The following is a 13,320-nucleotide window of genomic DNA, read 5'->3' on the forward strand; positions in this document are numbered from 1 at the left end:
AAACTACAAACAAAAAGCACTTATTGAGATTATTATTAATTCAATTTACAACAGATCGTGTAAAAAACTTTCATGTTTATACAAATTTAATACAAATAACACCACTTTCTCGTGCCACAAGCAGTATAGTCATTGTGACTAAGATCACCAGATCTCAAAATGTGTTTTTTGAAAAAGCGTGTTGCAGATAACACTTTTGGGTAATAGCGCACTCTTTTTACCCAAAAGTTAGGTCATCGAATACCATTCCGATGTGTTGATTTGCCGTTATAATGCCTCGTAACACCTTCAATCAGGACTTGATAAAATGGCAAGCGGGCCTTTAAAACACCAGTTATATGTCATCATTTTTGGCACCCATACAAAAGCAGGCAAGGCTTTCGATATTTTACTTATCATCGCCATATTGGCTTCTTTGGTCGTTCTGTTACTAGACTCAATATCCTCCATCAGTAATCGCTGGTCGTCCACATTTCTCTACATCGAATATACCTTCACCGGGCTATTTACTATTGAGTACCTGGTTAGGCTGTGGTGTTCCCCACAGCCCAAAGCTTATGCGCGTAGTTTTTACGGAATTGTCGATTTTTTATCAATTTTGCCAACCTATTTAACTCTGTTCTTCCCGTCTGCAACCTATATGGGGGTGATACGTTTACTACGCGTATTGAGGATTTTCAGAATTCTAAAGCTGGTTCGCTATCTTCAGGATTCAAACATTTTGTTGCGCTCTATGCTGCTGGCACGCCGTAAGATATTTATCTTCTTTAGCACAGTGGCCATTTTGGTAACGATTTTTGGCTCAATTGTGTATGTGGTGGAAGGACCGGAGAATGGATTTACCAGTATTCCCCAGAGTATTTATTGGGCAATTGTAACCATAACTACTGTTGGCTACGGCGATGTGGTTCCTCAAACCGCTTTGGGAAAAGGAATCGCTGCATTGACGATGTTATTAGGTTATTCAATTCTTGCTGTTCCAACAGGGATAATCACTGCAGAGCTAAACCAGGAGATGAACTCACATAAAAGTCTGGTGAAATGTCCAAACTGCATGAAAGCGGGTCATGAGTCAGATGCTATGCATTGCAAACACTGTGGTAGTGAGTTAGCAGAGCCAGATAAAAGAGTGGTGCCGGTGGAGGATTGAACGGGGTTACGGGTTACGGGTTACGGGTTACGGGTTACGGAAGTCTAAAAAAAGCGCAAGAATTAAATCCTCACGCTTTTTACCTACTGCCAGTAGGACGAAGTCCGTCCTGTAGCCTTATTTACTTCTCATTAAGAATAATACGCAGTGTACGACGTAGTGGTTCCGCAGCACCCCATAGTAGCTGGTCGCCAACAGTAAATGCATTCAAGAAGTCGTTACCCATAGCCATCTTACGCAGGCGGCCGACAGGAACAGAAAGAGTGCCTGTTACTTTAGTCGGACTTAGTTCCTGAGATGTGATGTCGCGATCATTTGGAATCACTTTAACCCACTCGTTGTGAGAAGCGATAATATCTTCGATCTCATCCATTGGCACATCTTGCTTAAGCTTGATAGTCAGCGCCTGAGAGTGGCAGCGCATTGCACCAATACGAACACAAGTACCATCGATTGGTACAGGATTATCAGAAAGACCAAGAATCTTGTTAGTCTCAACAGTGCCTTTCCATTCTTCTTTGCTCTGTCCGTTTTCGCGTTTAACATCGATCCACGGAATCAAAGAGCCAGCAAGAGGGACTCCAAATTGATCTGTCGGGAAATCGCCAGAACGCATTGTTTCTGCCACTTTCCTATCGATATCAAGAATAGAGCTTGCTGGATCAGCCAACTCATCAGCAACAGAGTCTCGGATCACACCCATCTGAGAGATTAGCTCGCGCATGTTCTTAGCACCGGCACCAGAAGCCGCCTGATAAGTCATCGCACTCATCCACTCGATTAGGCCTTTTTCATACAGACCACCAAGCCCCATAAGCATCAGACTTACCGTGCAGTTACCGCCAACAAAAGTGTTAGTGCCCGAGTGAATGCCTTGCTGAATCTGAGCAAGGTTTACCGGATCAAGAGTGATAATGGCGTCATCTTTCATACGTAAAGTTGAAGCGGCATCAATCCAATAGCCCTTCCAACCAGCCTGACGTAGTGCTGGGAAAACTTTCTCTGTGTAGCCACCACCCTGGCATGTGATAACAGCATCAAGTTGCTTTAGGCTTTCGATATCAAAAGCGTCCTGCAACATGCCAGCATCTTTTCCAAGGTTGGGAGCAGGTATACCCACTTGAGAAGTACTATAAAAAACTGGTTCGATATGATCGAAATCTTTTTCTTCAACCATACGCTGCATCAGTACAGAACCAACCATACCACGCCAACCAACTAATCCTACTCTCATCATACTTCTTCGCTCCATGTAAATTTATAAGTAATGTATCCCCATCTTTAATAAATTACCGATAAGAAAACAAGCTTTTTTCAGCTAAAAAATAATTTTTTTAGCTGAAACGCCTGTTTTCAGTAGTTTACTGTTCAGTCACTATCTAACGATAAGCTGATTGTTGGGAATGTCGCTACGATGTAAGAACAGATTGCATATATTAATGCTGCTATCCCAAGCATCTCCAAGGTTTCTTCGATGGTATAGCACACAGCGTACAACAAGGTGCTTTCGCCAGATGAGGACGCAATCGCTCCGCCTATCATCTCGAAGCCTAGCGCACCTGTAAGAAAAGTAGCCGCGGCTATACCAAACAACTTTTTACTTTCACAAGGTAAGCTCATGTAAAATCTCAAGTAAATTACCCCAAACACCAGTACTAAAGCGCTATATGGGATAACCCACGCAAAATAAAATATTCCTGAAGTACCCAAGGATTGCCTTACGGAAGGTACAAACATCTCATGAAATGCTGTGGTTTCATCAATGGCCATGTAGATAAAAATCGACGCCAGCCCGAACCAGGCAATAAACTTTTCTCCTCTTTTACAGTGCATGTACCCAATAAAATAGAGCCCTAGAGCGGCAACTAACATAGCGCACGAAGAGTAAAAACTAGGGATGCTCATTTCGGTATCAACATCAACCAAACGAACAAAACTCTTGACATGAGGGAAACTAAAAAAGTGTTTTGCGATAACACCGAAAATGTTTGCCACCACGAGTAACCCTATGATAAGCAGGAAAAATTTTAAAATTTGCTTAGGTTTTAGAACTAGGTCCACAAAGACACCTCAATAGATCGTCCAGTTAAGATATTCAGAGGATACTGAGAGAAAGAGAGTGAATGTTAGATGACTGTTCGTGTTTGGTGTTTTTTGAATGAGAAACGAAAAGAAGGTGAAATATTCACCTTCTTTAATCTAAGTCGTAAATGTTTAAACCGGAATCAACTATTGCGGGTTAACTGATCTTTCAAGTTTGGTGGCGTACCTTTAATAGTCAGCGTATCTGTTTCCGGGTCATAAAATATACGCTCACCCAACAACATACTGTCAAAGTTGATGCTTAAGCCACCACCTGAACCGACATATTTAGCCAGCTTTCTTACCGTTGTACGATCCGCAGGGAAGCTATCTTCAAGTTCATAGCCTCTCTCCTGGGTGTAATCAAAGAAGCTTGTTCCGTCATCAGCAGCTGGCAATTCTCCTGATAGCTCTTTTACTTCAACTTCTTCATTGGCTTTAATTTGATCGCTGCAGTACTCGAATACTTGCTTCTTGTAGCTGTTCGTCTCTTCTTTATTTAACTGTGAATCAGAACAGAAGTCTTCAACAGCTTGCATCAGCACCTGGTTCTGAGCTTTCGTGTCCAGCCCTACTTCGGCCTGAAGGAAATCGAGGAAGAAATCTGCGACTTTTCGCCCTACTCGACCTTTTATATAAGACAAATAACGGTTGGAGTCAGAATCCGTTTCATAAGTAGAAAGGTCAATTCTTGCCGCGATGTCCATTTTGCTGATGTCTAGATAGTCTGTTGCACTAATATCTAGCTCTTCGTTCACCTTCAAACTCTGCATGGATGGAAGCAAAGCGATAAACAAATAATCTGTTGCAAGTGACTGATATTCAGCAAGTACAAGGATGCCTTCTTCAGCAAATGGGTATTTTTTAAGCTCGTCTTTTAATCTTTGGGCACTTTTTTGGGAGAAATCATAAAAAGTGTGATCGTTCTGGCGAAGTTCTTGCAACCACAACTTAAATTCGCTGTCAGAATTGAAAGTACCAAAGCCTTTACCGGCTTTTGCGCTGAATACTCTGTGTAGCTCCGCTACCAGGTTTTCAGAAAAGGTATCAAGTTCGAGGGCATCATTTCGGTATTTAACGACTAGCTCATCCTGATCGTTTTTTACTAACTGATGAAGGATAACGTTAGAAAGTTTAAGGCTCATAGCTATAAAATCACTGCTTGGGTTTCAGTTGTGAGGTAGAGTAGGTTATCATAAGCCGCTTTCACTATCATTAATTAGAGTCACTATGCCGATTACTTCAAAATATAGCGATGACCAAATCGAACTTATCCTTACTGAGATTGCAGCCGTTTTAGACAAACATGGCGCAAATTCAGAGCTTTCACTTATGATCGCGGGTAATATTGCAACTAATGTACTTAATAGCAAAGTACCAGCTGGACAGCGCAAAACAATTGCCGAAAAATTTGCACAGGCTTTACTCTCTTCAGTAGAAGATGAGTAGACTCCATAAAGAATAAATCAAGAACGTAGAATAAATGGTAGATAGCGGAAACTCGTACGGCGACAAAGTATCAAGGTTAGTAAGTTGGGGGCACTGGTTCACCTTCTTCAATATTATTGCCACAATGCTAATTGGTACTCGATATATCACTCAGTCACCGTGGCCAGATACTTTGTTAGGTCAAAGCTATCTCGCATTGTCCTGGATTGGCCACTTTGGCTTTCTGGTGTTTGCTCTGTATCTGTTGATACTGTTTCCGCTCACCTTTATTGTACTTTCTCGCAAGCTTTATCGTTTTATTGCGGTTATCTTCGCGACCATCGGGCTTACCGTTTTGCTGCTGGACACAGAAGCCTACCAGCAAATACACCTGCACCTGAACCCCGTGGTTTGGGAACTTTTACTTGAAGGCGAAGCGAGCTCTTCGGTCACTATCGAGTTACAGCAACTTTTTGTTGTCGTTCCTATTATATTCCTTCTGCAACTCGCGCTCTCCGAATGGGTTTGGCGTAAGCAGCGTAAGCTATCCCATAAACATGTAGGACGCCCTATTACAGCGTTGTTTTTTGTCTGTTTTATTACTAGTCACCTCGTCTACATTTGGGCTGATGCTTATTTCTACGGTCCGATAACCAGCCAGAAAGCGAACTTCCCTCTCTCTTACCCTATGACGGCAAAAACCTTCATGGAGAAGCACGGCCTTCTTGATAGAGAGGAGTACCTGAAGCGAATGGAAGAGAGCGAAGGACAAGTTGATCTCGTCAGTTACCCAACCGAACCTTTAGTATTTAGCAGTCGCCCTCAAAAGCTAAATGTACTGATGGTGATGGTGAACAACCTTCGCTCAGATACCATGACTCCAGAAGTTATGCCAGAAACTTATAACTTCGCGAACAATAACCAGAAATTCAACAACCATTACAGCGCCAGCAACGACAGCTACGGTGTATTTGGATTGTTCTATGGCATACCAAATAGTTATGCGGGTAGCATCAAGTCTCAAGGCTCATCACCGTTAATTCTGGAAGCGATGCAAGACAAAGGGTACGACTTTGGCTTGTTTAGCGGCAGTGGGTTTGAAGATGACCTTTATTATGAGGCTATCTTTAAATCCCGAGAGGTCACTGCTGAGAAAGAAGATCGCCTTAATTCTTCAGATGCAAAAGCAATTACAGACTGGACTAACTGGATTGAGGGCAATCCGGGTAAACCGTGGTTTAGTTATATTGAACTTACTACCGTTGAGAAGTACGAAGACTACGAAATTGAAGACCTGGCGGGTACACCTAAGCAACGATTGAGCCGTGCATACCAGAAAGCCGCGACAATAGCCGACGAATATATCGGTGATATCTTATTTACCCTAATGGGAAATGACCTGATGGAAGATACCATAGTCATTATCACCTCAAATCATGGTACTGAGTTTAATGAAACTAATACCAATAGCTGGGGTTCAAACACTAACTATAGTGATTATCAACTTAAAGTACCGTTTGTAATGCACTGGCCGGGCAAAATGGCAACCATGTATTCACACAAGTCTAGTCACTTTGATGTATCGACTACACTGTTACAGGACTTGATGGGTGTAACATCAAAGCCAAGAGAATTTAGCAGCGGCCGAAGCTTATTTAACAACTCTTCTCGCATGTGGATTCTGGCTGGTGACAACCGTGAAATTGCGTTGGTGACAGACAAGAGCACCACTGTGGTCGATCAGTTCGGTAATTACAAAGTGTATGACAAGCATTATAAACGTCAGCGCGAAGCTAAACCTAAGCTATCAATCCTGATGCAAGGATTATCTGAACTGAAAAGATTCTATACCAGAGAACAAAATTAGCGGGATGTAGCGCAGTTTGGTAGCGCACCGTGCTGGGGGCGCGGTGGTCGCAGGTTCAAATCCTGTCATCCCGACCATACAAAAAAGCCGCTTATCATATTGATATAGCGGCTTTTATCATTCTTATATACGCTTACGTTACGTGATGTTACATAGCAGCTTTAATCGCTCTCGCTAATCGTTTTGCTGCCTTCTCCGGATCAGCATCAGCATCCATAAAGAACTCATTCACAACATCTAAAATTGCAGCTCTGACAAAGCTGGTTGTCGACATATCTGCTGACATGCTTGGTAGCATGTCCGGACTTCCCTCAGCTTGCTTGAAAGCCTTCATCGACGACTTAGCGCATTGATCAAACTTTTCTATCGATACATCGTTACGCGCTGGAAGAGATCCTTTGCTGAAATTGAAATCTTGTTGGAACTGCTTAGACATTACCGCGCTTGCTACTTCTCTTTGACCAATTCCACGCGATGGATCGTGAGACTTAAAAAACACAAAACTATCTATGTTGTAGGCAAACTTGCCAGCAGTACCTGGGGCAGCAGTACATACATAATCTTCACCGGGAAATTTGCCTGCAACAGTAAATTCACCTTTTGCCCAGTCTCCCATGATCTGCATGGCTGCTTCGCCATTAATTACCATATTGGTCGCCACGTTCCAGTCACGACCTAGGATCTTATCATCGGTATAACTACGCATCTTCTTAAATGCTTCGAAGACTTTTACCATTTTATCACCCTGCAAAACATCCATATAGTGTTTCACAAAGGCTTTGTAGTAGTCTTCAGAACCAAGCACTGCAATAGCAACTGCCTCGAACAGTGTCGCATCCTGCCATGGCTGACTACCGTGTGCCAGAGGGATATATCCGGCTTGTTTTATCACTTCTGCTGCTTCGAAAAACTCATCTAGCGTCTTTGGTACAGCAAGGTTCAGCTCATTAAAGATACCTTTATTCGCCCATAGCAGGTTTACACGGTGGATGTTTGCAGGTGCTGCGACGTACTGCCCTTTGTACTTCATGATATCAGCGACAAACTTCGGCAATAGTGAGTCCCAATTCTCTTTCTTTGCAACATCATCGACATTGCTCAGAAAGTTAAGCTGACTCCACTCCTGAATATCGTAACCTTTGATCTGAGCAGATGTAGGAGGGTTCCCTGATACAGCTCTGGCTTTTAGCACCATCATGGCACTTTCACCACCACCACCAGCGACAGAAAAATCTTTCCAGTCGTACCCTCTTTTTTCGACAGCATTTTTCAATATTTCAGCGGATCGAGCTTCACCTCCAGAAGTCCACCAGTGAAGGACCTCTACTTCGTTTTCACTGGTATATGGGGGAAAGTCATCGCTCGCCAAACAGTAACCACTTACCAACGCTGCTATCAACGATAGCGCGGCTGTTGGAGCTCTTTTTATACTGAATAGCTTCATTGTTCTTTGTTTCATTTAATTGTATCTCTTGGCAATCGCACGTTGGCCTGTAACCCACCAGCCTGATGATTACAAATGCTCAACTTTCCTCCGTGTGCGTGGATAATACTTCTTGCGATCCCCATCCCTAGTCCATGACCAGTATTGTCATCCGATAATCGGAAATATGGCTTGAACACATCTTCGAGCCTGTTTTCTGGGATACCTGGCCCCTCATCTATAATAGTGAGTTCCAGACATTCTTTTGTATCTTGAGCGACAACCGTAACCCTGTTACCGTATTTCACACCGTTATCTATCAGGTTTGATAAACAACGCTTAAGCGCAAGGGGTTTACACAGTAATGGTTCGATGTCAGTCCCATCAAAAACGACTTTAGTTTGATGAGTGTTGTGCACCTCAGCAATGTTATGGAGCATGTCCATAACATCAACCAAGACAAGGTTCTCGTGGATATCGGTGTCTTTCACAATCTGAAGAGCGCCCTTCACCATCAGTTCGAGCTCATCGAGATCTTTATTAAACTTCAGCTCTCTTTGCTCATCCTCAATTAACTCAGAACGAATACGCAAACGGGTGATTGGCGTTTTTAAGTCGTGAGAAATGGCGCTAAACAAACGCTCTCTATCATCAATATGCCGCTTCAACGCTTTCTGCATATGGTTAAACGCCTGAGTCGCCGTAACCAACTCATAAGCGCCCTCTTCTTTGAGCGCCGGCTGATCGATATCGCGGCTAAGCGAGTTAGCGGCCTGCGCTAGTCGTTTAAGCGGTTTTACTTGCTTACGAATCATGAAATAGGTAAGCAACATCAAGACTCCCGTGATAAAGAAGATGAAAAACATCTGCTGATTCGAAATCACTTCGTCTTCCAGCGTGGTATATGGCGCTGGCAATAATGCCGCAATGTACAGCCATTCATTCTCTGCGAGTTGAATCTGTACCACAAGAATAGGCGGATTAAGTGGCTCTAGCGTTAGCGTGTAGTGAGCCCATGATTTAGGAAGATCTCTGAGTAGTGTGTCGTTAGTTAATACGCGAAGTGTCTCTGGCCTTGAAAACTCTACTTTCAGCTGTTCCGCCGAAGGGGTCTTTTCCAATTTTTGCTCTAACACCCTTCGAACAACGTTTTTTGCAACCGTACGCATTTCGGTATCTTTAGCCGGATCAATTTGAATCTCTTCTTCATTGAAGGAAACAAAAAAACGCGTACCACCGATGTTACGCAACTGATTTAAAACAACATGCCGGTATTGCAAAGGCAACGACTGGAAAAAGTTTGCCGTTGACACAAAGTTACTCGCCATACTGGTCGCTGTAGAGTCTAAACCCTGAAGATCCCGGTACTTAGAGTTGTTGTACCATATGTTAGTCGCCACTAACTGAGCCAGGAGAACAGGGAGTAGGCTGAGCCAAAGTGTTCGTGATACCAGCGAACGCGGAACAAGAGGGGACAGCCATTTACGTAAGGCTACAAGTAACGGCGTTGATTCCTGACCCTCTTTATTAATCATCGTAATACTTCACTTCCGCAGATAAGATATAACCATCACCACGCATCGTCTTTATCAGCTTTGGATGTTTGCCACTGTCACCTAAACGCTGGCGTAAACGTGACAACTGAACATCCAAACCTCTTTCAGTCGGTAAGGCGTTTCGACCTTTCGTTGCCTGGGTAATTGTATCCCTGTCGAGAACCTGATTCGGGCTTTCAAGGAATAACAACAACAGAGAATAGTCTTTACCCGATAATTCTACTTCTTCGCCAGTTTCAGTATTAGATAAAAGGTGAGTAATAGTATTTAACTTCCACTGAGCGAACTCGATGATTTTGGGTTTTGGCTTATCTTCTTCAACTTCCGGACTTCTTGTTCTACGTAGCATTGCCTTAATGCGAGCAACCAGCTGTCTAGGGCTGAAAGGTTTTGCTATATAATCATCCGCACCAATTTCAAGACCCACAATTTGGTCGGTCTCGTCAGAAACCGCCGTTAGCATAATAATGGGTACATTAGATGATTTTCGTATGTACTGACAAAGCGTGAAACCATCATCTCCGGGCAACATAATGTCCAGAAGAATGAGATCGGGTTCTCTGACTAAAAGGTGCCGCTTCATCTCCTCACCTTCGGAAGCAAGTACAACTGCGTAACCTGCTTTGGTTAGATATTCATCAAGCAGTTCACGAATCTCCCGGTCGTCATCAACCACGAGAATTTGCTTTCTTACAGACATAAATTGATCCTATTCCACTTTGATATTGTTGTTATTTTTTATGCATAGTTAAATGTAGTAGTACATATGTATACTCAAGTAACCTCAAGATGAAACATAGTGCATTTATACACGTTATGTAACACCTATAGGGGGTGTTTGTAACTCAAGTCTACCATGATTTTACCGACCCATTACGTAGCATTGCACTCTGTTACGTTATGTTACATTGGGCGTGACCCTGCCCTCGTTAACTGAAATCTCAACAAATTAATATATAACCGTTCGATAAAACTACTTACTCCAGAAGATGCTTCTGCTGATGTAGGTTTTGTCATTAGATTTTAAATCATCTCTTTTAGAGCTGGTTTCTTATTTTCTACTAGTTACTAGTAAAAAATTACATTTATAAAATCAATCGGGGTTGAAAATGAACGTTTTTAGTACAATGCAAAAAATGGGACGCAGCTTGATGCTCCCTGTAGCATGTATGCCTGCAGCAGGTATCTTGCTAGGTATCGGTGGTAACTCAGAAGTTGCTAAGTTCCTTCCAGAGATCGTTGCACAGATCATGACCGAGGCTGGTCTTGGTGTGTTTGCAAACATGGCTCTACTATTCGCAATCGGTGTAGCGCTTGGTTTCTCTAAAAACGACGGTGTAGCAGCACTAGCAGCAGCACTTGGTTACCTAACAATGACACGCGTACTTGGTGTTGTGGCTCCTGGCACAGACACTGGTGTATTCGGTGGTGTTATCATGGGTCTTGTTGCAGCGGAACTCTTTAACCGTTACCACACTATCAAGCTACCAACATACCTTGGCTTCTTCGGCGGTAAGCGTTTCGTACCTATCGTAACGTCTTTGGCAGCGTGTGTGGTTGCAGCTATCCTTGCTATCGTATGGCAACCAATCGGTGCTGGTATCGCAGCGTTCTCTCACTGGGCAGCGTACCAGTCTCCAGAGCTAGCGTTCGGTATCTACGGTATCGTTGAACGTTCTCTAATTCCATTCGGTCTACACCACATCTGGAACGCACCATTCTTCTACGAAGTTGGTTCATTCACAACAGCTGCTGGTGAAGTTGTAACTGGTGAAATCCCACGTTACCTTGCTGGTGACCCAACTGCTGGTAACCTAGCTGGTGGCTACATGTTCAAGATGTTCGGTCTACCTGCGGCGTGTCTTGCAATGTATGTAACTGCTAAGAGCGACAAGCAAAAACTAGTAGCTTCTATCCTAGGTTCTGCAGCACTGACTTCGTTCCTAACAGGTATCACTGAGCCAATCGAATTCGCATTCCTATTCGTTGCTCCACTACTATACGTAGTTCACGCTCTACTAGCTGGTTCTGCATTCGTAGTAATGATTATGCTAGGTATTAAGCACGGTACTACATTCAGCCACGGTCTATTCGACTTCACGCTACTGTTCGGTAACTCAACTAACGGTTGGATGCTACCAGTAATCGGTCTTGTATACGCAGCTATCTACTTCTTCGTTTTCGTAGCGCTAATCAAAGCGTTCGACCTTAAAACTCCAGGTCGTGAAGACGAGTCTGAGTCTAAAGTTGAAGTTAAAACTGACAGCAGCGAACTAGCAGAAGAAATCACTGCAGCGTTCGGCGGCAAAGCTAACATCAAAGACCTAGACGCATGTATCACTCGTCTACGTGTAACAGTTAACGATGGCGCTAAAGTAGATACTGATAAACTGAAAGCACTAGGTGCGGCAGGTGTATTTGCTAAGGGTGACAACTTCCAGGCCGTATTTGGTACTCACTCTGAAATCATCAAAGGTCAGATGGAAGCATTAGCTTAATTCCACAACCTTTAGAAATATCAAGCCGGGCTTTTTAGCCCGGCTTTTTTGTTGCCTCCAATAAAGACTATTGTTCTAGCTTGTTAGCCCTATATGCTCTGTTCCCTATTCAATTAAAAAAATTTTCCTGCTTTTCTGCACATAAATTCATCAAACAGTACTAACAGGGCTTTACAATGTTTTCATAGCCTTATATTATGCCCCGCACACGGAGAGATGGCTGAGTGGTTGAAAGCACCGGTCTTGAAAACCGGCATACGTTAATAGCGTATCTAGGGTTCAAATCCCTATCTCTCCGCCACATTTAAGCCCTTGAGAAATCAAGGGCTTTTTCGTATCTAAAGTACGGCAGATCACCCACACCGATGAGGTGAGACAATTGTACTTAGTCAATGTTATGTAAGCTTGCACATCCCATTGTTTCGACTGGGCAAGCAGTACACTCACCATCGAGCCAGTAGAAACTGATTTGTGGTTAGCTTTCAAGCTGCTTATACATAAACTAACTGTCTGTTTCTCGTAAAGAGCTTCCATTCATATTTGGTAAAACTTATTAACATGCCATTCCGTTTAGGGCACAGTAAAATACTCAAATTAACCACGGTATAGTCTGATATTTTAGGTTGTTATCATGTTATATAGAAAAAAACTGTTTATTTTTGACATGGATGGCGTATTGCTTGATTCGGAGCCTCATTGGCGTGCGGCCCAAATCGACTTATTGAGTAGGTTTGAAGTTACCATTACAGAACAAGATTGCATTCGTTATACGATGGGAAAGCGGATAGACGATATCTCTTCATTTTGGATAAATCGTTTTGACCTGGATGTTTCACATAAAAGTTTCTCGGATTTGCTATTAAATGAAACTGCTTCATTGATAAGCTCAGTAGCTGAAGCACGAGAAGGCCTTTATCAACTTATCGAATTTCTAAATCACAATAATATGAGAGTTGCACTAGCGACATCTTCAAGTCCACCAATTATTACCGCAGTATTAGATAAACTTAACTTGAGCAACACCTTCGAGCTAGCATTGAGTGCTGATAGTGTGGAAAACGGCAAGCCCTTTCCTGACGTTTATCTAGAGGTTTGCCGTAGATTAGGAGTCCAACCAGAAGACACAATGGCTCTGGAGGATAGCCTAACGGGAGTGACTGCTGCCGTTAATGCAAAAATCACGACCATAGCGATTCCCGAAAAATTAACGCCAGAGTTTGCTATCGCAGACTATCATGTCACTAATTTGAATGAAGTACCTGAGATAGTCTCTCAATATATAGACGTTACTAAGGCAGTTTAAAATCACTATCTAT

At 43.0% G+C, this 13,320-nt stretch carries 11 protein-coding genes and 2 tRNA genes; 7 read left to right on the forward strand and 6 right to left on the reverse strand.

Annotated features, from left to right (window positions below; genetic code table 11):
• The first annotated feature begins 307 nt into the window (after nt 1-307).
• Entirely contained in the window at nt 308-1,150 is an 843-nt protein-coding gene (locus P7F88_RS22150; RefSeq protein WP_277828344.1) for an ion transporter, read from the forward strand.
• A 121-nt stretch (nt 1,151-1,271) separates the two neighbouring features.
• On the opposite strand, the gene asd is transcribed toward P7F88_RS22150, so the two are convergent.
• From asd to yejK, 3 genes are all read right to left on the reverse strand, one after another.
• A complete protein-coding gene (gene asd, locus P7F88_RS22155; protein WP_277829252.1) occupies nt 1,272-2,384 on the reverse strand; it encodes an aspartate-semialdehyde dehydrogenase in 1,113 nt (370 codons plus the stop codon).
• Nucleotides 2,385-2,518: 134 nt separating this feature from the next.
• A complete protein-coding gene (locus tag P7F88_RS22160) occupies nt 2,519-3,148 on the reverse strand; it encodes a hypothetical protein (protein ID WP_277828346.1) in 630 nt (209 codons plus the stop codon).
• Between the two features lie 227 nt (nt 3,149-3,375).
• Complete coding sequence (yejK, locus tag P7F88_RS22165) at nt 3,376-4,377, reverse strand: nucleoid-associated protein YejK (protein WP_277828348.1); 1,002 nt, start codon at nt 4,375-4,377, stop codon at nt 3,376-3,378.
• Between the two features lie 85 nt (nt 4,378-4,462).
• On the opposite strand from yejK, the gene P7F88_RS22170 reads away from it, so the two are divergent.
• The 3 genes from P7F88_RS22170 to P7F88_RS22180 all read left to right on the forward strand — a co-directional run bounded on the left by P7F88_RS22170 (nt 4,463) and on the right by P7F88_RS22180 (nt 6,604).
• Nucleotides 4,463-4,681, forward strand: a complete 219-nt coding sequence (locus P7F88_RS22170; RefSeq protein WP_277828350.1) for a YejL family protein — start codon at nt 4,463-4,465, stop codon at nt 4,679-4,681.
• 34 nt (nt 4,682-4,715) lie between these two features.
• Nucleotides 4,716-6,527 (forward strand): DUF3413 domain-containing protein, encoded by a 1,812-nt coding sequence (locus P7F88_RS22175; protein WP_277828352.1) that lies wholly within the window; start codon nt 4,716-4,718, stop codon nt 6,525-6,527.
• Nucleotides 6,528-6,604, forward strand: a tRNA-Pro gene (locus tag P7F88_RS22180).
• A 71-nt stretch (nt 6,605-6,675) separates the two neighbouring features.
• Here P7F88_RS22180 and P7F88_RS22185 read toward each other — a convergent pair.
• The 3 genes from P7F88_RS22185 to P7F88_RS22195 are packed head-to-tail and all read right to left on the reverse strand — an operon-like array spanning nt 6,676 to nt 10,206.
• Nucleotides 6,676-7,986, reverse strand: a complete 1,311-nt coding sequence (locus tag P7F88_RS22185) for an ABC transporter substrate-binding protein (RefSeq protein ID WP_277828354.1) — start codon at nt 7,984-7,986, stop codon at nt 6,676-6,678.
• Nucleotides 7,983-9,485 carry an ATP-binding protein gene (locus P7F88_RS22190; RefSeq protein ID WP_277828356.1) on the reverse strand — a complete coding sequence of 501 codons (1,503 nt, stop codon included), beginning with the start codon at nt 9,483-9,485 and terminating at the stop codon, nt 7,983-7,985. Before P7F88_RS22190 ends, P7F88_RS22185 begins: the two co-directional genes overlap by 4 nt.
• Nucleotides 9,478-10,206, reverse strand: coding sequence for a response regulator (locus tag P7F88_RS22195; protein ID WP_277828358.1), 729 nt, complete (start codon nt 10,204-10,206; stop codon nt 9,478-9,480). Before P7F88_RS22195 ends, P7F88_RS22190 begins: the two co-directional genes overlap by 8 nt.
• A gap of 403 nt (nt 10,207-10,609) precedes the next feature.
• Here P7F88_RS22195 and ptsG point away from each other — a divergent pair, with 403 nt between their 5' ends.
• The 3 genes from ptsG (at nt 10,610) to P7F88_RS22210 (ending at nt 13,307) form a co-directional block, all read left to right on the forward strand.
• Entirely contained in the window at nt 10,610-12,004 is a 1,395-nt protein-coding gene (gene ptsG, locus P7F88_RS22200; RefSeq protein ID WP_277828360.1) for a PTS glucose transporter subunit IIBC, read from the forward strand.
• A 210-nt stretch (nt 12,005-12,214) separates the two neighbouring features.
• Nucleotides 12,215-12,305: transfer RNA gene (locus tag P7F88_RS22205), tRNA-Ser, on the forward strand.
• A 330-nt stretch (nt 12,306-12,635) separates the two neighbouring features.
• The gene (locus P7F88_RS22210) at nt 12,636-13,307 is read left to right on the forward strand and encodes an HAD family hydrolase (protein WP_277828362.1); all 672 of its coding nucleotides are present in this window, start codon (nt 12,636-12,638) and stop codon (nt 13,305-13,307) included.
• Nucleotides 13,308-13,320: the final 13 nt, after the last annotated feature.

Origin of the sequence: Vibrio hannami (genome assembly GCF_029589055.1) — a bacterium.
Taxonomy (GTDB): Bacteria; Pseudomonadota; Gammaproteobacteria; order Enterobacterales; family Vibrionaceae; genus Vibrio; species Vibrio hannami.

What these genes read in the sequence shown, in the direction of transcription:
- P7F88_RS22170 (WP_277828350.1), top strand. Translation starts at nt 4,463, where the DNA reads ATGCCGATTACTTCAAAATATAGCGATGACCAAATCGAACTTATCCTT.
- yejK (WP_277828348.1), bottom strand. Translation starts at nt 4,377, where the DNA reads ATGAGCCTTAAACTTTCTAACGTTATCCTTCATCAGTTAGTAAAAAAC.
- P7F88_RS22185 (WP_277828354.1), bottom strand. Translation starts at nt 7,986, where the DNA reads ATGAAACAAAGAACAATGAAGCTATTCAGTATAAAAAGAGCTCCAACA.
- P7F88_RS22190 (WP_277828356.1), bottom strand. Translation starts at nt 9,485, where the DNA reads ATGATTAATAAAGAGGGTCAGGAATCAACGCCGTTACTTGTAGCCTTA.
- asd (WP_277829252.1), bottom strand. Translation starts at nt 2,384, where the DNA reads ATGAGAGTAGGATTAGTTGGTTGGCGTGGTATGGTTGGTTCTGTACTG.
- P7F88_RS22150 (WP_277828344.1), top strand. Translation starts at nt 308, where the DNA reads ATGGCAAGCGGGCCTTTAAAACACCAGTTATATGTCATCATTTTTGGC.
- P7F88_RS22210 (WP_277828362.1), top strand. Translation starts at nt 12,636, where the DNA reads ATGTTATATAGAAAAAAACTGTTTATTTTTGACATGGATGGCGTATTG.
- P7F88_RS22195 (WP_277828358.1), bottom strand. Translation starts at nt 10,206, where the DNA reads ATGTCTGTAAGAAAGCAAATTCTCGTGGTTGATGACGACCGGGAGATT.
- P7F88_RS22175 (WP_277828352.1), top strand. Translation starts at nt 4,716, where the DNA reads ATGGTAGATAGCGGAAACTCGTACGGCGACAAAGTATCAAGGTTAGTA.